16 protein-coding genes are annotated in these 19988 nt (G+C 64.4%); 2 read left to right on the top strand and 14 right to left on the bottom strand.

Annotated features, from left to right (window positions below):
- Nucleotides 1-16 precede the first annotated feature (16 nt).
- On the top strand, nt 17-649 hold the full coding sequence (locus FY036_RS10855) for a TetR family transcriptional regulator C-terminal domain-containing protein (protein WP_148914752.1): 633 nt from the start codon (nt 17-19) through the stop codon (nt 647-649).
- A 160-nt stretch (nt 650-809) separates the two neighbouring features.
- Here FY036_RS10855 and FY036_RS10850 read toward each other — a convergent pair whose 3' ends face one another.
- The 9 genes from FY036_RS10850 to FY036_RS10810 all read right to left on the bottom strand — a co-directional run bounded on the left by FY036_RS10850 (nt 810) and on the right by FY036_RS10810 (nt 11479).
- Nucleotides 810-1058 carry a hypothetical protein gene (locus FY036_RS10850; RefSeq protein ID WP_148914751.1) on the bottom strand — a complete coding sequence of 83 codons (249 nt, stop codon included), beginning with the start codon at nt 1056-1058 and terminating at the stop codon, nt 810-812.
- A 76-nt stretch (nt 1059-1134) separates the two neighbouring features.
- Nucleotides 1135-2034, bottom strand: a complete 900-nt coding sequence (locus FY036_RS10845; RefSeq protein WP_235897633.1) for a DMT family transporter — start codon at nt 2032-2034, stop codon at nt 1135-1137.
- A gap of 150 nt (nt 2035-2184) precedes the next feature.
- Nucleotides 2185-2643, bottom strand: coding sequence for a carboxymuconolactone decarboxylase family protein (locus FY036_RS10840; RefSeq protein WP_148914750.1), 459 nt, complete (start codon nt 2641-2643; stop codon nt 2185-2187).
- A gap of 26 nt (nt 2644-2669) precedes the next feature.
- Complete coding sequence (locus FY036_RS10835; RefSeq protein WP_148914749.1) at nt 2670-3167, bottom strand: RrF2 family transcriptional regulator; 498 nt, start codon at nt 3165-3167, stop codon at nt 2670-2672.
- Nucleotides 3168-3712: 545 nt separating this feature from the next.
- Nucleotides 3713-5026, bottom strand: coding sequence for an NAD-dependent dihydropyrimidine dehydrogenase subunit PreA (gene preA, locus FY036_RS10830; RefSeq protein WP_148914957.1), 1314 nt, complete (start codon nt 5024-5026; stop codon nt 3713-3715).
- A 2-nt stretch (nt 5027-5028) separates the two neighbouring features.
- A complete protein-coding gene (locus tag FY036_RS10825; RefSeq protein WP_148914748.1) occupies nt 5029-6396 on the bottom strand; it encodes an NAD(P)-dependent oxidoreductase in 1368 nt (455 codons plus the stop codon).
- 138 nt (nt 6397-6534) lie between these two features.
- A complete protein-coding gene (locus FY036_RS10820) occupies nt 6535-7215 on the bottom strand; it encodes an isochorismatase family protein (RefSeq protein WP_148914747.1) in 681 nt (226 codons plus the stop codon).
- 6 nt (nt 7216-7221) lie between these two features.
- Nucleotides 7222-9672, bottom strand: coding sequence for a GcvT family protein (locus FY036_RS10815; RefSeq protein ID WP_148914746.1), 2451 nt, complete (start codon nt 9670-9672; stop codon nt 7222-7224).
- Nucleotides 9673-9937: 265 nt separating this feature from the next.
- On the bottom strand, nt 9938-11479 hold the full coding sequence (locus FY036_RS10810) for a trimethylamine methyltransferase family protein (protein WP_148914745.1): 1542 nt from the start codon (nt 11477-11479) through the stop codon (nt 9938-9940).
- A 287-nt stretch (nt 11480-11766) separates the two neighbouring features.
- Between FY036_RS10810 and FY036_RS10805 the strand changes: the two genes are divergently transcribed.
- Entirely contained in the window at nt 11767-12357 is a 591-nt protein-coding gene (locus tag FY036_RS10805) for a transglycosylase SLT domain-containing protein (protein ID WP_148914744.1), read from the top strand.
- Between the two features lie 12 nt (nt 12358-12369).
- On the opposite strand, the gene FY036_RS10800 is transcribed toward FY036_RS10805, so the two are convergent.
- From FY036_RS10800 to FY036_RS10780, 5 genes are all read right to left on the bottom strand, one after another.
- Nucleotides 12370-12852 carry a pyridoxamine 5'-phosphate oxidase family protein gene (locus FY036_RS10800; RefSeq protein ID WP_161601125.1) on the bottom strand — a complete coding sequence of 161 codons (483 nt, stop codon included), beginning with the start codon at nt 12850-12852 and terminating at the stop codon, nt 12370-12372.
- Between the two features lie 87 nt (nt 12853-12939).
- Nucleotides 12940-15696, bottom strand: a complete 2757-nt coding sequence (locus FY036_RS10795) for a dipeptide ABC transporter ATP-binding protein (RefSeq protein WP_148914742.1) — start codon at nt 15694-15696, stop codon at nt 12940-12942.
- A gap of 10 nt (nt 15697-15706) precedes the next feature.
- The gene (locus FY036_RS10790; protein WP_148914741.1) at nt 15707-16864 is read right to left on the bottom strand and encodes an ABC transporter permease; all 1158 of its coding nucleotides are present in this window, start codon (nt 16862-16864) and stop codon (nt 15707-15709) included.
- 10 nt (nt 16865-16874) lie between these two features.
- Nucleotides 16875-17912: an ABC transporter permease gene (locus FY036_RS10785; protein WP_148914740.1), complete on the bottom strand. Its 1038-nt coding sequence runs from the start codon at nt 17910-17912 to the stop codon at nt 16875-16877.
- A gap of 208 nt (nt 17913-18120) precedes the next feature.
- Nucleotides 18121-19776, bottom strand: a complete 1656-nt coding sequence (locus tag FY036_RS10780; protein ID WP_148914739.1) for an ABC transporter substrate-binding protein — start codon at nt 19774-19776, stop codon at nt 18121-18123.
- Between the last annotated feature and the right edge of the window lie 212 nt (nt 19777-19988).

Here is a 19988-nt window from a genome sequence, read left to right as displayed (position 1 = left end):
GAGGGGTGGGAATGCGATGGAGGCGGTGAAACCGAAGCGCAGGACGCGCATCCAGACGGAGAAGCGCGAGATCATCCTTGAGGCTGCTCTGGAAGCGTTCTCCCAGCACGGCTTTCGCGGCGCGACGATAGACCAGATCGCCGATGCCGCAGGCATGTCCAAGCCCAATCTGCTCTACTATTTCCGCTCCAAGGAGGACATTCACGTCACCCTGATGCAGCGGCTGCTAGAAACCTGGCTGGCGCCGCTGCGCGAGCTTGACGACATCGGCGACCCGATGACCGAACTGCGCAGCTACATTCGCCGCAAGCTTGAGATGGCGCGCGATTTCCCGCGCGAGAGCCGCCTCTTCGCCAACGAGATCCTGCAAGGCGCACCGCGCATCCTGCCGATGATCGAGGGCGAACTGAAGACGCTGGTGGACGAGAAGGTCGAGATCATCCGCGGCTGGATGCGCGCCGGCAAGATCGTGCGCACAGACCCCTTCCACCTCATCTTCTCGATCTGGGCGACCACGCAGCACTACGCCGATTTCGACGTCCAGGTCCGCGCCGTGCTCGGCCCCGACCGCGGCGGCGAAGGCCGCTTCGAAGACGCCGCCCGCTTCCTCGAGCAGCTTTTCATCGAGGGGCTTAAGCCGAAGGCGTGAGCGCGGTGTCAGCCGCCTTTCTTTGGCAGTCAGGATGCTCCGCAACGCTGGTTCTTCCCTCGTAAACGGGGGAAGGGGACCACGCGAAGCGTGGTGAAGGGGGCGTTCGGCTGCACGCGAAATTCCGTGTAAATGTGAAAGGCTCTAGCGTGTCCGCCGTTTAACTCAGCTCGTATTCGCCGCTGGCTTCGACATCTACCGGCTGAAGGCTGAGGATCGCCTGTCGCGTCTGTTCGGAGATCGTGGCGCCGGGCAGCGTGCTGACGCTGGGTTTCGACGCCTTGCGGGTCGTGGGCGCTGGCGGCGCGAGGTCTTCGACCGAAACCTCCGCTGGCTCGGCCGAAAGCGAGCGCGCCAGCTTGCGCAGCGTCTTCACATCGTTCGACCCGCTTGCCTTGATGACTATCATACGGCCCCTGGCGCCACCGCTGAACCTTGCGCCAAGCTTGCCGATTTGCGTTAACGATTGGTTTAGACGGCGCCCGTCAGCTGTCGCGCGAGGCCGCCATCACCACCAGCCCCAGCACCGTAACCAGCGCGCCGGCCAACACGGCGGGGCTGGCCCACCCGTGCCCCAGCAGCCCCTCGTAGAGGATGATGAGCGTCGGGCTCAGATAGGTGTAGGCCAGCACCTTGGAGGCAGGCAGCCGCATTGCCGCGAACTGCACCAGGAACGTCGTGCCCGCCCCCGTCACGATGGCGAGGTAGAAGATCGCGATCCACACGATGGGCGGCAGCGAGGTCCAGTCCGTCTCGACGATCTCGCCCGCGCCGTACACGGCAAGGCACAGTCCGATGCTCACCAGCGTCCAGAAGGTGAAGACGGCGGTGTGCTCGCCCCGGTTCAGCCGCCGCACCAGCGGCGCGTAGGCCGCGTGCGCCGCAACGCCGATCAGGAAGATGAGTTCGCCCTGCCCGATCTGGAACGCCAGTATCGCGGCGACATCGCCGTTGAAGATGACCCATATCGAGCCGAGGCCCGCAAATGCGAGGCTGGCCAGCACCACGCCGCGCGGCACCTCGCCCAGGAACACCCAGCCGAAGAACGACGCCATCAGCGGCATCAGCGTGAACACCGCGCCGGCCGACACCGGATCGGTCAGCCGCAGCGCCATGAACATGGTGACGAAGAACGTCGCCATCAGGCTGCCGAGGATCAGGTATCGCCAGCTTGCGCGCGGCTTCGGGATATGCCCGCCCGTCACGATCATCACGGCCGCCCCCATCGTGGCGATGCCGATTACGAACCGCATCGCGTTGATCGCCGCCGGCCCGATCAGGGGCGCGGCCAACGCCCCGATGGAATAGGAAGCCGAGACGAGCGCGGCGAACAGCACCATAGCCAGATGGCCTACGAGCTTGCGCCGCCCCGTGGCGTGAGCCACGGCGGGCCTTGCTGGCGCAGGTCTGGCGGTGTCGTTCAATTCCGGCCTCGTCCCCTGATGTATACAGGCACTAGCCGAGCCCGGCCTTGCGTGGAAGAAAAATCATTAGGGCCAGAAGGGCGGCGGTCGACGCGCCGCCCGTCCGTTTCCTCACGCGGCCTTCGCCTTTTCCACCGGGTGTATGGCGCGGAAGCCGGTGCAGAGCCGGTTCCACACGTTGATCATGCCGATGGCCACGCTGAGCTTGACCATTTCCTCCTCGCTGAAATGCGCGCGCGCGGCCTCGTAGGCCTCGTCTTCCACATGGTTGCCGGCAAGCGCGGTCAGCGTTTCGGTCCAGGCAAATGCGGCGCGCTCGCGCTCGGTGTAGAGCGGCGACTCGCGCCACGCCGAAACAAGGTAGACGCGCTGCTCGCTCTCGCCGTCCTGCCGCGCCTCTCGCGTATGCATGTCCACGCAGTAGGAGCAGCCGTTGAGATGCGATGCGCGCAGCTTGACGAGGTGCAGCAGGCTGCGCTCCAGCCCGCTCTTTTCGACCGCCTCGTTGAGCGCCAGCACCTGGTTCATGATCTCGGGGGCGACATTGAAGAATTGCAGACGGGGTTTCATTTGGCTTCTCCTTCGGTTTGAAACTTTCAGCCCTGCGGGCGGCGATAGCGCTCGGCGAAGGCGCAGACTGCCTCCACCGCGCGCGGATCGGCCTCCGCGTTGAAATCGGCGACGATGTCGGCGATCGACGTTTCGGCCAGTGCTGCGCGGTAGGCGCGCTCGGCCTTCAGCATCGCGGCGTTGACGCCGCACGGTTTGGCGTAGACCGCTTTCGGCAGCTTCACCGGCCCACCCTGTCTTATTTCCATGCAGCGGAAGGCGGGTGCCCTCCCCTCCACCGCCAGAACGACGTCCAGCAGCGTGATCCTGTCGGACGCCCGCGCCAGCCTGTAGCCGCCATTCGGCCCCGGCACGGATTCCAGCAGCCCCTCGGCCACCAGCGTCTTGAGATGCTTGAGCAGGTAGCTGGGGGAGATGCCATAGGCCTCGGCCATGGCGGCGGCCGGCAGCGTCTCGCCCGGCCCCAGCGTAGCCAGAACCATCGTGCAGTGGATGGCGGCTTCGACGCCCTCGCCCAGTTTCATCTCGCCTCTCCGATCATGGACACCACTTATCATGGATAATGAATATCCACGATTCAGAAATGCTGAAAGCTGCGTTCAGGCATCGTGAGAGCCATCCCGGCTGGTTGTCACCGCTGCGACCGTCATCCCACCCCCGCCCTGTATCCCTCCGCAACGGGAGGGAGACTTGAACGTCGGGCTTCGCACCTGATGTGCAAAGTCTGGCGGCACGCCGACGACCTCCCTCCCCCTTGTGGGGGTCCGAAGGACGGGAGAGACGCGTGGCTCTCCCCGGCAGGATAGAGGGTGGGGGTCTGCGACGTGGAAACAGTTCTCTGCGGGCGAAAACTCGACTCACGCCACGGGGCACGCGGCGGCCGAGACGACCGTTCTTTCTCACCGACGGGGAGAAGTTTACGGCAGGGCGATGAGGGGGCAGTGCCGTAAGCGCCGCCAACCTTCGCTGCTCCGCGCAACACGCAGCACATCGAACCCGGCTTTGAACGTGGGAGCCCGACGGTCCCGCCCAATACGCAACGCGGGCGGCACCGTCGGGCGGGGAGGAACTATTCCGCGGCGACCTTCGCCATCGGGTTGTTCGGATGCGTCGTCCAGTTGGCGTAGACCGGCTCGACCCGCTTGCCGGTGCGCTTGTCGAGCGCGCCGACGGCCAAAGGCTCCATCGTGATGCAGCCTTCCACCGGGCACACATTGACGCACAGGTTGCAGCCCACGCACTCCTCTTCGATCACCTCGAAGTGGCGCGCGCCGTTGACCATGCTGGTGATCGCCTGGTGCGAGGTGTCCTCGCAAGCGATGTGGCAGCGGCCGCACTTGATGCAGGCATCCTGGTCGATATGCGCCTTGGCGACGTAGTTGAGGTTGAGATACTGCCAGTCGGTGACGTTGGGCGTCGCGCGGCCGATGATGGCGTCGAGGTCGGCATGGCCCTTCTCGTCCATCCAGCTCTTCAGCCCCTCGATCATCTCCTGTACGATCTTGAAGCCGTAGGTCATGGCAGCCGTGCACACCTGCACATTGCCCGCCCCCAGCGCCATGAACTCGGCCGCGTCACGCCACGTCGTGATGCCGCCGATGCCCGAGATCGGCAGGCCGCGGGTTTCGGGATCGCGCGCGATCTCGGCCACCATGTTCATCGCGATCGGCTTCACCGCCGGGCCGCAATAGCCGCCATGGCTACCCTTGCCGTCGATGGTCGGCTGCGGCGCGAAACTGTCGAGATCGACGCCCGTGATCGAGTTGATTGTGTTGATGAGCGACACCGCGTCGGTGCCGCCGGCATGCGCCGCGCGCGCCGGCTTGCGGATGTCGGTGATGTTGGGTGTCAGCTTGGTGATGACGGGCATGCGGGTGTACTGCTTGCACCAGCGCACGACCATCTCGATATATTCCGGCACCTGGCCGACGGCCGAGCCCATGCCCCGCTCGCTCATGCCGTGCGGGCAGCCGAAATTCAGCTCGATGCCATCCGCGCCCGTCTCCTCGACCAGCGGCAGGATAGCCTTCCAGGCATGCTCCTCGCAGGGAACCATGATGGATGCGACCAGCGCGCGGTCAGGCCAGTCGCGCTTGACCTGCTTCATCTCGCGCAGATTGGTCTGGAGGTCGCGGTCGGTGATCAGCTCGATGTTGTTGAGGCCGAGAAGCCTGCGGTCCGCGCCCCAGATCGCGCCGTAGCGCGGGCCGTTGACGTTGACGACCGGCGGGCCTTCTTCGCCCAGCGTTTTCCAAACCACGCCACCCCAGCCTGCCTGGAACGCACGCACCACGTTGTAGGCCTTGTCGGTCGGCGGGGCCGAGGCCAGCCAGAACGGATTGGGAGACTTGATGCCGACGAAGTTGTTGCGGATGTCTGCCATGCTCATGCCCTCCCGTTAGAGGTGAGTGCCCGGTGGATGCTTTCTGCCGCGTCGCGCCCTGCGGCCACGGCTGCGACGGTCAGGTCTTCGCGCGCATCGACGACGCAGTCGCCGCCCGCCCACACCTTCGCCATCGACGTCTTGCCCTCGGCGTCCACCTTGATGCGCCCGGCCTCCATCGCGATGGAGTTGCCCGAGCCGTTCAGCGGCGACGCGTCGAAGGATTGCCCGATGGCCTTGAACACCTGGTCGGCCGGCAGGCGCACGATCTCGCCCGTGCCAACCAGCCTCTCGCCGTCGAGCCGCGTATGCTCCAGCTCGATCGCGACCGTACGGCCGTCCTCGGCCACCACGCGCTTGGGCTGCATCCAGTGGCGGATGACCACGCCGTTCACGGTCGCAAGATCCTGCTCGAACTCCGACGCGTTCATGTTGTCCTTGCCGCGGCGGTAGGCGATCGTCACCTCTTCCGCGCCCAGCAGCTTCGACTGGATCGCCGCATCGATGGCCGTCATGCCGCCGCCGATCACCACCACGCGGCGGCCGATCTCCAGCGTCGACAGGTCGCTCGCCTGCCGCAGCTCGGCGATGAAGTCGACGGCGTTCTCCACGCCGTTCGCATCCTCGCCTTCTGCCCGCAGCGCGTTGACGCCGCCGAGCCCCATGCCCAGGAACACCGCGTCGTAGGACGCCGCCAGTTCGGCCAGCGAGAAGTCGCGCCCGAGCGCCTTGTCGTTCTCGATCGTGATGCCACCAATAGCGGTCACGTAATCGACCTCGGCGCCGGCGAAGTCGTCCGTCGCCTTGTAGGCGGCGATGCCGTATTCGTTCAGCCCGCCCGCCTTGGGCCTGGCTTCGAGGATCGTCACCTCATGGCCGTTCACCGCCAACCGGTGCGCGCAGGCAAGGCCGGCAGGCCCCGCCCCCACCACGGCGATCTTCCGGCCCGTCGGCGCGGCGCGCTGGTAGAACTGCTTGTTGCGCGCCATCGCCTCGTCGGTCGCGTAGCGCTGCAGCCGGCCGATCTGCACCGGCTTGCCTTCTGCCACCTCCCGCACGCACACTTCCTCGCACAGCGTCTCGGTCGGGCACACGCGGGCGCACATGCCGCCGAGTATGTTCTGGTCGAAGATCGTCTTGGCCGCGCCCAGCGGGTTGCCGGTCGAGATCTGGCGGATGAACAGCGGAATGTCGATCGAGGTCGGGCACGCCTGCATGCACGGTGCGTCGTAGCAGAAGTAGCAGCGATCGGCTTCCACAAGCGCCTCGTGCCTATCGTAGGCCGGGTGCAGGTCGGAAAAATTCTCGGCATATTGCGGGCCCGCCAGCCTGCCGGCGGCGATCCCATCCTTCAACTGGCCTTCAGCCATCAGCGATGTTCCCCATTATTGGTTTTGGGGAAATGCTAGCACGATTTATTTTTTTATCAATCGGTCAAATTTTCGCCGAAGCGTTTGAATTTAAAGGAAAATAACATGACATTTTTAGTCATGTTATCGTTCCGCCATTCAAAGCGCCGCGTAAAGCTTCCCCAACGTCTCCGCCTCGTAGCGAAGCGGCACAGAGCCCTCCACCTGCCATGCCGGTGCTGTCTCCCCCGAAAGCAGCCGGCAGGCCGCATCGGTAGAAACCACCGCCCCGCCATAGAGCCGGTTGGCGAGGTTCAGTATGCCCGTCTGGTGCATCGCGCGCGATCCGCTGCCGCACGCGTCCTTCACCAGCAGCACGCGGAACCCGTAGCCGATGGCGTCCTTCACGGTGGCGTCGACGCATGCTTCCGTCCACACTCCGGCAATCACGAGCCATTCGACCCCACGCCCGCGCAGTTCCGCCGCCAGCCCGTCGCGAAACGCCGTCGCCTCCGATTTCACGAGCAGCGGCTCGCCCTCCTGCGGCGCGACCTCGGCACAGATCGCGGTCAGCGGATCATCCTTGTCGCTGAAGGCCGAGCGCCCGTCCGGCATCACCGGGTGGTACGGCCGCGCATCGCCGGCTGCCAGGTCGACCACGTAGGCAAAGTGGTAGAGCGGCGCGCCAGCCGCTCTCGCCGCCCGTTGCAGCCGCGCGGCATTGGCCACCACATCGCCGAAACCGTCGACTAGATAGCGCGGGTCCTGCCGGTGTTCTTCCTGCAGGTCGATGAAAAGTGCGGCAACCTTGCGGCGCGGCAGCGTGATCGGTTTCTTCATGATGGTTCAGCTTCTCAGCCGCTCGAAATTGGCGTCGTACAGCGCCGTGGCCTGCACGGTCGCCTTGTGCCGCCTCCCCAGAAGCTCGATCTCGAACCCCTCGGCCCTGTCGGCAACCTCTTTCGGCACATAGCCCATCGCGACCGATTTCCCGGCATTGTGCGCATAGCCGCCCGACGTCACCCAGCCGCAGACCTTGCCCTCGAACCAGATCGCCTCGTCGCCGATCACGTCTGCGTCCTCCGCCTCCATCACGAACGCGCGCAGCCGCAGCTTGCCGCCGCCCTCACGCTCCGCGATCGCGGCCTGCTTGCCGATGAAGTCCGCGTCCTTGCCATAGGCGACGAACCGTTCCAGCCCCGCTTCGACCGGTCCGTAGATCGGCCGGTATTCCCGCGCCCACGACCCGTAGTTCTTTTCCAGCCGCAGCGCGTTCAGCGCTCGCGAGCCGAAAAGCGCGATGCCGAACTCCTCGCCGGCTTCCATCAGCGTCTCGAACACGTGGCGCTGATATTCCGGCGCCATCCAGATCTCGTAGCCCAGATCGCCGGTATAGCTCACCCGTCCCACCGTGCACGGCGCCATGCCGATATCCATTCGCCTCACGGCCATGAACGGCATCCCCGCATTCGACACGTCCGCCCGCGTCACCTTGGCCAGCACGTCGCGCGCCCGCGGCCCCGCAATCGAAAGCCCCACCAGCGAAAGCCCCAGCGCCTCCACGTTCACGCTGCCGTCGCCCGGCAGATGCTTCTCGAACCACCGCATGTGAAACTGCTCGGCCATGCCGGAGCCCGCGATGAACCATTCCTGTGAGGCGGCCCCCGGCACACCTCCGCCGGCCAAATTCGCCAGCGTAAAATCCCCGATCAGCCTGCCGTCTTCCTTCAGCATCGGGGCCAGCGTCATGCGCCCTGCTCCCGGCAGCTTGCAGGCCAGCATCCGGTCCAACCACGCGGCGGCCCCCTCGCCCGTCACCCGATACTTCGCGAAGGATGAGATTTCCGAAAGCCCCACCCGCTCGCGCACGGCGCGAACCTCGTTGCCGACATGCTCGAAATCGGTCGAGCGCCGCCACGAGAAGATGTCCTTCGCGCCCTTCGGCGCATACCATAGCGGCACCTCCAGCCCGTAGGCGACGCCGAACTGCGCGCCCCTGGCCGCAAGCAGGTCGTAGACCGGCGTCGTCCTGAGCGGCCTTCCCGCCGGCAACTCCTCGTTCGGAAACCGGATCGAAAACCGCCGCGAATAGTTCTCGCGCACCTTGGCGTTGGTGTAGGCCATCGAGGCCCAGTCGCCGTAGCGAGCCACGTCCATCGCCCAGATGTCCGCGCCTGGGTCTCCGTCGATCATCCAGTTGGCGAGCGCCAGCCCCACGCCGCCGCCCTGGCTGAAACCGGCCATCACCCCGCACGCGACCCAGAAGCCCGGCAGCCCGCGCACTGGACCGACCAGCGGGTTTCCGTCCGGCGCGAAGGTGAAGGGGCCGTTGATGATCTGCTTGATGCCGGTCTTCTGGAACGCCGGAAAATGCCGGAAACCCACCTCCAGCGACGGTGCTATGCGGTCGATGTCCGGTTCCAGCAGCTCATGGCCGAAGTTCCACGGCGTCTGGTATTCCGACCACGGCTTGGCGGCCTTCTCGTAGGTGCCCATCAGCATCCCGCCGCGTTCCTGCCGCAGGTAGAGCTCGCCATCGAAGTCGATGGCGTGGATCACCTCGCTCCCGGTCTTCGCGTTCCACTCCGCCACTTCGGGCATATCCTCGGTGATGAGGTACATGTGCTCCATCGCCAGCACCGGAAGCTCCAGCCCGACCATGCGGCCGACCTCGCGCGCCCACAGACCGCCGGCATTCACGACATGCTCTGCCACCACCTCGCCCTTGTCGGTGATGACCCGCCACGCGCCGTCCTCGCGCCGCACGATATCCTCGACCTTGGTGAAGCGGTGAACCTCCGCGCCCAGCTTGCGCGCGGCCTTGGCATAGGCATGCGTCACGCCCGACGGGTCGAGATGCCCGTCCTCGGAATTGCGCACCGCACCGACGAACTGCGACGGGTCGAGCAGCGGCATCAGCTCGGCTGCTTCCCTGGCCGAGATTTCCTCGAGGTCGAGCCCCAGGTAGCGCCCCTTCGCCACCACCCCGCGCAGCCAGTCCATGCGCGCCTCGGTGGCGGCAAGCAGCACGCCCCCGGTAATGTGCACGCCGGTCGCCTGCCCGGAAAGCTCCTCGATCTCCTTGTAGAGCTCGATCGTGTATTTCTGCAGCTTGGCGACGTTGGGATCGCCGTTGACCGTATGCATCCCGCCCGCCGCATGCCAAGTCGAGCCCGAAGTCAGCTCGTCGCGCTCCAGCAGCATCACGTCCGTCCAGCCATGCCTGGCCAGATGATACAGCACCGACGTCCCCACGACGCCACCGCCAATGACCACCACACGCGTATGCGACTTCATGAAATATTCCTGCTTTTCAGGGAGTTGGGAGGAGAAGGGGAATCATTTTGTCAGGCCGCTGCATTGAACAGGGAACGTGGCGCTCTACGTCGCCCCCTCTGTCCTGCCGGACATCTCCCCTCAAGGGGAGAGATTGGCAGCTTCTGCCCGGCCGATCCTCCTGCTGCGGTAGCGATTGGCGAAACCCGCGTCATCGGCTGATCTCCCCCCTTGTGGGGGAGATGGCCGGCAGGCCAGAGGGGGGTGATCGATAGCGCGCCAACCCTCACGGCTCGCCCGCCCCGATCTCTTCGCGCCGCTTTGCGACATATTCGTCCAGCCCTTCGCGCACGCCCTCGTCCATCGGCGGCTGCTCGTATTCCGAAAGCGCCTTCTTCCATAGGCCGGTCGCGCGCTGCGTGGCGTTCAGCCCGCCTGCCTCCTGCCAGCTTTCGTAGTTCTGCCAGTTGGAAACGAGCGGCTGGTAGAAGGCAGTCGAGTAGCGCTCCAGCGTGTGCGGGTCGCCGAAGAAGTGCCCGCCGGTCGGCACCCGGCCGAGCGCGTCCAGCGCCAGCTCCCCCTCGTTCACCTCTATCGGCCGCAGAAACTCCATCATGTGCTGGATCATCTCGACGTCGAGAATGAACTTCTCGTAGGAAGCCGTCAGCCCGCCCTCCTGCCAGCCCGCCGCGTGGTAGACCAGATTGCCGTGCCCCAGCACCGCGCCCCACAGCGCCATCATCGTCTCGTAGGCGCCCTGCGCGTCGGCGGCATTTGAAGCCGAGCCCGGCGTGGTACGGTAAGGCAGGTTGTAGCGCCGGGCGAGTTGCCCCGACGCGACGTTGGCCTTCGTGTTCTCGGGCGTGCCGAACGCCGGCGCGCCGGAACGCATGTCCACATTTGACGTGAACGCCCCGTACATTACCGGCGCGCCGGGCCGCACCAGCTGGGTCAGCACGATGCCCGCCAGCGCCTCAGCGTTCTGCTGCGCCAGAGCACCGGCCAGCGTCACCGGGCTCATCGCCCCCATCAGCGTGAAGGGCGTGACCGCGACCGACTGGCCGTGCTCCGCCATCGTCATCAGCCCGTCCGCCATCTGGTCGTCGAAGCGGCGGGGCGAATTGACCGAAATGATCGTCGTGACAGCCGGGTCGTCCCGCATCTTGTCCAGCGTAAGCCCGCGCGCGATAGCCATCATCGCGATCCCGTCCAGCGCCCTGCCCCGGCCGATGGCCGAGACGTGGAAGCTCTTGTCGGTCAGCGTCAGGTTGGCGAAATAGGTGTCGAGGTGGCGCGAATTGGCCGGCAGCTCGATCGGCGCGCACACCTGGTTGCCCAGCATGGTGATGCAGTTGAAATGCTGCGCCAGCCGGATCAGGTCGCAATAGTCCTTGTGGTTGCCCGCCCGCCTGCCACGCTCCATGTCGTGCACGTTGGGCGGGCCGGCAACGAGCGTAAAGCTGATCGCATCGCCGCCGATGGGAACCGCCTTCTCGGCGTTGCGCGGCGTAAGCTGGTAGGCCGACTTCGTCGTCTTTAGCGCCTGATCCACCAGCCCCCGGTCGACGAACACGGTCTGCGCCGCCCGGTCCACCTTCGCGCCTGCGCCGGCGAAAAGGTCGAGCGCCGAATGGCTCATCATCTCGATGCCAAAATTCTCCAGAATGTGCATCGCGGCTTCGTGGATCGCCTCGAGCTGATCGTCGGACAGCAGCCGCATCGGCGGATACGGATTGCGCGCATGGGTCATTGCGAGCTGCGGGATCGCGGCCGGCCGCTTGTGGGCGGCGCGGTCGGTGGAGCGGCGGCGGCGAGGTTCGGCATTCATGACATGAGAGGTTACGCCGCCCAGCATGCAGCGATGTTGGAAATGCGTCCTTTGCCGGCGCGATTTTAGAAGAGGCGGCAATACACAACCGGCCAGCAATAAATATACGACACATCACGTCGCTATATCTACACTACCTCACTCACTGACCCGAGCCTCGACGATCCGAGGTTACCGGATTCGAGTAACTGGAGATGATACCGGGCGGGTCTTTCGCCGCTTCGCGGCCCTATTCGTTAAAATCAAGCGAAAGCTTTAATTTACGCCGATGTTCTAACGTTCGGCCCATGTGTGTATCGCGTGTCCTGCGTTTTCTGCCGCTCCTTGCGCTGCTGGCCGTTTCGGCCTGCGCCAGCAAGCCGTCCCAGATCAACAATGTCTGCGCCGTTTTCAGCCAGAATGCAGGCTGGACAAGCAATTGGCGGCGTTCGACCCATGCCGCATCGCAGAAATACGGCATCCCGCCGCACGTCCTCATGGCCACGATTCGCATGGAATCCGGCTTCGACGGCAGGGCTCGCCCGCCGCGAAAGATGATCCTCGGATTCATCCCCGGCAAGCGAGCCTCCACCGCCTATGGTTATTCGCAGGCTCTGGACGGCACCTGGACCCAATACCAGCGCGAGACCGGACGCCATTCGGCCCGCCGGAACAACTTCTCCGACGCGGTGGATTTCGTCGGCTGGTACCACAACAAGTCGGTCAATACGCTCGGCATCGCGCCTCACGACACCTATAACCTCTATCTTGCCTACTATTCCGGCCACAGCGGCTACAGCCGCGGGTCGTGGCGCAATAACAATTCGATCCAGAACTACGCCCGCCGCACTTCGAACATGGCGAACGACTACGCCGGCCAGATGCAGAACTGCCGCTGACCTTTCGACAGCCTAAAGCGCCAGCTTTTTGTTCTCGCCGATATCGTCAACAGCTTCGCCGGTCAGCTTTGCCTTGACGTAGCCTATCGCCCGGCTGACCGGGGCGCTTGGAAACGACCAGTATTCGCCGACTTCCGGATCGACCTTCAGCAGCGCAAGGTTCGGATCGTCCTTTCCGTCGGGAAACCAGGCTTTGACCTCTTCGCTCCAGAGCGCGTCGATCTTCTTGCGGTCGTGAATCATCTCGGCATTGCCGCTGACGGCGACGTAGGCTCCGCTTCCGGCATAGCCCAGGCTAACGCGCGGATTTGCCTTAACATTTTTCGCGACGCCGCCGTCCTTTTCGGTGAAGAACCAGAGCGTCCCGCTCTTGTCCGCCGCCTGATTTGCCATCGGCCGGGCATGCAATGCGCCGCCTTTTTCGACGGTCGTCAGCATGGCGATCTTGATGTCGTCGATCATCTCGTAAAGTTTCTTGCGGTCGCTCTTGGACATGAGATTCTCCATCGGGTTGGACCAAGCCAATCCCAATGGAGCCCGCGAAGTTCCCGCGAACGCGAAATGTGATCGAAATCCGGTCGCCTATCGCGGCTTCTTGCCGAAGACGCGGATGTATTCGGCCTTGCCGCCCTTGGCGAGCGCCTTGGCCTGCCTGACCCAGTCGTCCCGCTCGATCCGGCCGCTGAATTTCAGGTAGCCGTCGACCCAGTCGCGCTCGGCTTTCTTCCACGAGGCTACCTGCGCGTAAGTGTAGATGCCGAGCCCGTTGAGCACGCCTTCGAGCTTCGGCCCAACGCCGGAAATCAGCTTCAGATCGTCCGGGTTCTTTGGCCTCGCAATGCCTGTCGGACGGCCCTTTTCGCCTGCCTCGGCATGGGGAACCCCCATGGAAACCTTTGCCGCCTCGGTAGAACGGGCAACCTGCACCTTACGGCGCGGCGGTACGACTTTCCCCTCTGCCGCAGCGCTTTCCTTGGGCGTTCCGGCCGTTGCAGGCGCGACCTCCGCGCTGGCGGCCTGACGCCCCTCACCCGCCTCGGTAAGCGACTTCTCCGGCGATGAATCGCCAAGTTGGCCAACCATCGCCTTCGATGCCTTCGCCTTCGGCGCCGCCTTTGCCTTGAGCGCCTGGGCGGGGGTTGCCGGCGAGGCTGCGGCGGGCTTTTCGGCCCGCACCCTCACCGCCTTGCGCGGAGCCGAAGCGGTCGGCGTCTCGGTGGCCGGGTCGGGCTCGTGCGCGCCGGCAAAGCTGATGACCGGCTCCATCGTTGCAAGCTGCTCGTCGTCCAGCCAGCACAGGCTCCTGTGGCCGTTGCCAAGGTCCTTGAGCGGCGGCACCTGCGTCTCGCACTTGTCGCCCGGCACGAACTTCTTCCACCGGCAACGCGTCTGGAAAGGGCAGCCAGGCGGTGGGTTCATGGCGGACGGAATATCGCCCTCCAGCACGATATGCTTCTTGACCACGCTCGTATCGGCGATGGGGATCGCCGACAGCAGAGCCTCCGTATAGGGGTGGTAGGGCGGCGAGAATATCTGGTCGGTCGTGCCCTGCTCGACGATGTGGCCGAGATACATGACGACCACGCGGTCTGCGATGTAGCGCACCACGGACAGGTCGTGGCTGATGAACAGCATCGTCGTCTTGTTCTTGCGCTGGATGTCCATCAGCAGCTCGGTTACGGCGGCCTGCACCGACACGTCGAGCGCGGAAACAGGCTCATCGGCCACCACGACCTTGGCGTTGCCGGCAAAGGCGCGGGCGACGCCGATGCGTTGTTTCTGCCCGCCGGAAAGCTGGCGCGGCATCCGCTCGGCGAAGGCGCGGGGCAGCTTGACGAGGTCCAGCAGCTCGAACATGCGCTGCTTTCGCTCCTCAACCGTGTTGCCGATCTTGAACTTCTCGAGCGTCCGGATGATCTGCGAGCCGACCGAATGGCTGGGATTGAGCGTGTCGAACGGGTTCTGGAACACCATCTGGATGCCGGACACGGTGTCGGTGCCACGATCCTCGACCGGCGTGCCTCCGATCTGCGTGTTGCCGAGCGAGACCGTGCCCGACGTCGCCGTCTCCAGCCCAAGCAGAACCTTTGCGAGCGTGGACTTGCCGCAGCCGCTTTCGCCGACGATGGCGACGGTTTCGCTCTCGCGCGCTTCGAAGCTGATCTGCTCGTTGGCCTTGACGGTACGCGTCTCGGCCCCCCCGAAGATCGCATTGGCGGCGACCTGATAGTACTTCTTGAGGTTGTCGATCTTGAGCACGGGCGCGCCGGGCTTGACCGCTTCCTTCTCGGTCTTCGCGCCTTCCGGCAGCGCGGTCCAGTCGATCTCGTCGAAGCGGACGCAACGGCTGAAATGCCGCTCGTGCCCTTCCACCTCGATCATCGGGATCTCCGCGGCATCGCAAAGCCCCGGCTTGAAGTGGTGGCAGCGGGGGCCGAAATTGCAGCCCTTCGGCCGCTCGTGCGGCAGCGGCAACTGGCCTGGAATGGCGATCAGCGGGCGCGAATTCTTGTCGGCCCCCGGCAGCGGGATCGAGCGGAACAGCCCCTGCGTGTAGGGGTGCCGCATGTGGTCGAACACATCCTTGATCGAACCGGTCTCGACCGCCTCGCCCGAATACATCACCGTGATGCGATCGCAGGTCTCGAGGATGAGCCCGAGATTGTGCGACACGAAGATCATCGACGTGCCGAACTGCTTGCCCAGCCCCTTGACCAGTTCGACGATGCCGGCCTCGACGGTGACGTCGAGCGCGGTGGTGGGCTCGTCCAGCAGCAACAGCGCCGGGTTGGAAAGCAGCGCCATGGCAATGACGATGCGCTGCTGCTGGCCGCCCGAAAGCTGGTGGGGATAGGACCGCATGATGCGCTCAGGGTCGGGCAGCCGCACCGAGCGCACCATTTCCAGCGCGCGTTTATAGGCTTCTTCCTTCGACACCTTGTCGTGGATCAGCGGCACTTCCATGAGCTGCGCGCCGATCTTCATCGCCGGGTTCAGGCTCGCCATCGGCTCCTGATAGATCATGGCGATCTCGTTGCCGCGGATCGCCCGCAGCTCGGCATCAGACAGGTCGCCCATGTCCCTGCCCTTGAACACGATACGCCCGCCGACGATTTTGCCGACGTTGGACAGGTCGCGCATGATGCCGAGCGACACGGTGGACTTGCCGCAGCCGCTCTCGCCGACGATGCCCATCGCCTCGCCAGGCATGACCTTGCAGGAGAAGTCCATCACGGCCGGGATTTCGCCTCGCCGCGTGAAGAACGAGATCGACAGGTTCTCGATTTCCAGGATGGGTTCTGCGCTTTCGATGTTCGTGGCTTTGACGGCTTCGTTCATCGTCGTGTCCTCAATCCTTCAGCGACTGTTCGCGCAGCGCATCGGCCAGGAGGTTCAGGCCGAGCACGAAGCTCATCAGCGCGATGGTTGGCGGCAGAGCCGGGTGGATGTGCGAGCGCAGCAGGCGGCTGGCTTCCTTGATCGCCGTGCCCCAGTCGGGGCTTTCGGGTGCAAGGCCGAGGCCGAAATAACCGAGCGTGCCGAGCAGGATCGTCGTGTAGCCGATGCGCAGGCAGGCATCGACGATCAGCGGTCCGCGCGCGTTGGGCAGCACTTCCCACAGCATGATGTACCACGGGCTCTCGCCGCGCGTTTGGGCGGCGGCCACGTAGTCGCGCGTCTTGATGTCCATCACCAGACCGCGAACGATGCGGAAGACGCCGGGCGAAGACGCGAACACAACCGCCACGAAGATGTTCAGCTCGTTCGGCCGGATCGCGATGATGCGCAGCGGGTCGGCGTTGAAGACAAGGCCTGCATAAATCCACCCGCCCAGCAGCAGAGTCACCCCGAGCTGGATCGCCAGCAGTTGCGGGCGGTGCCTGTAGCGGGTGTAGAAGAGCGTGCAGAAGAAGATGATCGGGAACAGGAAGAACACGCCCGCCATCGCATAGGGGATCGGCGTGTCCATGATGCCCGGTGTCACCAGCAGGTAGAACAGCAGGATGACGGGGAAGGCCAGCACGAGGTTGGCGAGGAAGGACAGAATCGTATCCACCCGACCGCCATAGTAACCCGCGGGAAGGCCGAGCGTGATGCCGACCATCAGTGCGAACATGGTGGCGGCGGGCGCGATCACCAGAACGATCTGGCTGCCGTAGACCATGCGCGAGAAGATGTCGCGCGCCAGCCTGTCGCCGCCGAACAGGAATGTATGCCCGCTCTGCGGCTCGACCGCGCCGGGCAGCGCGTCCTTCATCACCAGTATCTGCGCCAGCGGATTGAACGGCGCGATGGTGGAGGCGAACATTGCGGTAAACAGCCAGAACAGGCAGATCGTCACCCCCGCGACGCCGACATAGCTGTTGAACAGCTGGCCGTAGAGCCCGAGCCGCGCCTTGAAGGTGATGCTGGCGCCCAGCACCAGGGCAAGCGCGATCCAGACCGGCCAGAATCGCAACAGCACCCCGATGAAGACCTGAAAGCCGCCGATATATTCGAGCTGCATGCGCGGCCCCCTACTGAACGCGGATGCGCGGGTTGAGATAGGCGTAGCCCACGTCGGAGATGAGCTGGGTGAAAAGCACGACGAAGACCGAGACCAGCGAGCAGCCAAGCAGCAGGTCGATGTCGTTGTTGCCGGCTGCCTCGACCAGCGTGAAGCCGAAGCCCTGGTAGCGGAACATCACCTCGACGATGACGACGCCGGTGAGCAGCCAGGGAAACTGCAGCATGATGACCGTGAAGGGCGCGATCAACGCGTTGCGCAAGGCATGTTTGACGACAACCGTGTTGAACGACAGGCCCTTGAGGCGCGCGGTGCGGATATATTGCTGCGTCATGACTTCGACCATCGAGGCCCGCGTCATGCGCGCGATGTAGCCGATGCCGTAGATCGCCATGGTCATCACCGGCAGGGTGAAGTTGTAGAATGTGAGGCCCTGGCTGGTGGCCGTCGCAGCCGACCCGTTGAGCCAACCCAACCATGACGCGAAGACGACCGTGAAGATGACGCCGGAGACATATTCCGGCGTGGCCGTTGTGGTGATCGACGCGACCGACAAGGTACGATCCGTTCGAGACCCCTCCCGCATGCCCGCGAAGATGCCTATGAGCAGCGCCACCGGAACCATGGTGACCATGACCCAGAACATCAGCTTGCCGGTTGCGGCCAGCGCCGGCCAGAGCTTGGCGGACACCGTCGTCTTGAACTTGGTGGAGCAGCCGAAATCGCCCTGCAGGATGCCGCCGTAATAGGGTTCGGCCGGCTCGTTGCAGAACGAGAAGCGAGGCGTGACCGCGCCCGTCTCGGCGTTGATGTTGGGCTGCTTCTGCACCACGCCGAGCCAGCGGCCGTAGCGCACGAAGAAGTTGTCCCGATAGCCGTTGCGCACGAGCCAGCTTTCGATGTGCTCGTCGGACGAACGCATGTCGAGCTGGCTGATCGACAGCTTGCGCAGGTTGGGCTCCAGATTGATCATGAAGAACACGACCATGGTGAGGCACAGCATGGTCAGCGCCATCGTTCCGAGACGACGAATGATAAAGCTTAGCATCCTACCCCCTGCCGGTCGGGTTGGGGACTGCGCGTGGCTGTGAGCCGAACGGAATGCGAATATGTGGCCGCAGGCAGGCAGGGCATGCGCCCCGCTTCCGTCCCGGCCCTGGCTCGCGTCTTGTTCCCGTTCAACGCTTGTTCAGCTCAGGCGCCCCTATTGAGGCGGAAGGGGGCTTGACGCCCCCTCCCTCATTCCAGTTTGCGGCTCAGGCCTCGTCCAGCCAGACCTTGCCGAAATCATGCTCGAAGGTCTGGTGCATGCCATGGTTCTTCACGGCTGCGACGGAGTGGTTGTAGAGCTTGCGCCAGTAGGGCTGGATGATGATGCCCGACTCCTGCAGGATCTTCTGGATTTCGCCCATCACCGTGCGACGCTCGTCGGCATCGGCGATCGACAGCGCCTGATTGATCTTGGCATCCAGATCCGGGTTGGAGTAGGCGGCCTCGTTCCAGGCCTCGCCGGTGCGGTAGGCGATGGCGACCACCTGGATGCCCAGCGGGCGCATGTTCCAGTTGGTCATCGAGTACGGGTACTTCGTCCAGTCGTTCCAGAAGGTCGAGCCCGGCAGCACCGTGCGGTTGACCTTGAAGCCGGCTTCGCGAAGCTGGGCGGCAATGGCGTCGCCCGTGTTCTTGTGCCAGTCCTCGTCGACCGTGATGAGCTCGTGCTCGTAGTCCATCTGGCCGGCCTCTTCCATCAGGGCCTTGGCGCCGTCGATGTCGCGGGTGAGCGCGGGCATCTCGGCATATTCCGGATGGATCGGGCAGACGTGATGGTTTTCGGCCACCTCGCCGGCATTGCCGTAACCAAGTGCGAGCACGGTGGCGTTGTCGACCGCCATGGTGAGCGCGCGGCGCACCTTCTGGTCGTCATAGGGCGCGTTTGCGACGTTGGTGCGCGCAACGATTGTCGATGCGGTGACGACCTCGGACGTCTCGATGCCGAGGCCTTCGAGGATCGCCACGAAATCGGCCGTCGTCTCGTGGTTGGTGTGCACCTCGCCCGCCTCGAAGGCCGAAACCATGGCTGCGGGATCGGTGCCGTAGTCGATGAACTCGACGCCGTCGAGATAGACCTCGCCGTTCCACCATTCGCCGGTCTCGCGGCGCTTGTAGACCACCGACTGGCCGACATCGTAGGAGACCAGCTCGAACGGGCCGGTGCCGATGGGGTTCTGTGCGAAGTTGGCGCCGGTCTCGTCGAAGGAGCGGTGAACGATCAGGCCCGGATAGTCGGTCAGGTTCGGGATGAGCGCGATGTCGGGCTCGCTCAGGATGAGGCGGACAGTCATGTCGTCGACGCGCTCGACGGAGCCTTCACGCAGCTTGCCCGTGTCGGCGTCGGCCAGCGAGCCGAGACGGCCAGGCATGGAATTGCCTTCGGCGCTGCGGTCGGCCCAGCGGGTGATGTTGAAGATCACGTCGTCGGCATTGAAGGTGTCACCGTTGGTCCAGGTGACGCCCGGACGGATGTGGAAGACATATTCGGTGGCGTCGTCGTTCACTTCCCAGCTTTCGAGCAGGTAGGGCTCGAACGTGAAATCGCGGGTATACTTGACCAGCGGTTCGAGCGTCTGGCGCTCGGCATTGGCGATCTCGGACCAGTCGGCGGTGCGCGGATCCTTGGGATCCTTGATCGGCATCGCAACCTTGATGACCCCGCCCCGCTTGGGCTCTTCCTGCGCCAGCGCCTTCGTCGGCGCAGCCAGTCCGATCATGCCGTAGGCCATCGCCGTGGAGGCGCCGAACGCGCTTGCCATGGCGAGGAATTCGCGGCGGTCGAGCTTCCCGGCCTTCGTGTCCGCCGCGAGCTTTTCGATGTGCTCGGGGACACGGTTGCCGTTGCTTTTATAGAATTTCATCGACGTTCTCCCATTTGAACCGACTGGCCGTACCATTCCGCATCCGGCTGACGATGTCAAAAAGCCGAACGGTGACGCCGTAACGGAATGTGCAATGTTGCAGGCCACACAGATGGCGTAATTGCGACAAAGTTGACGCAATTTTTGCAATGGGAAAAGAATCCGCGTCTTGCGAATGTCGTTCGGCAAGACTTTGTATCATGACACTAAAT

It is taken from the genome of Neoaquamicrobium microcysteis (assembly GCF_008180155.1).
Taxonomy (GTDB): domain Bacteria; phylum Pseudomonadota; class Alphaproteobacteria; order Rhizobiales; family Rhizobiaceae; genus Aerobium; species Aerobium microcysteis.
This window is presented reverse-complemented; position numbering and strand designations above follow the sequence as displayed.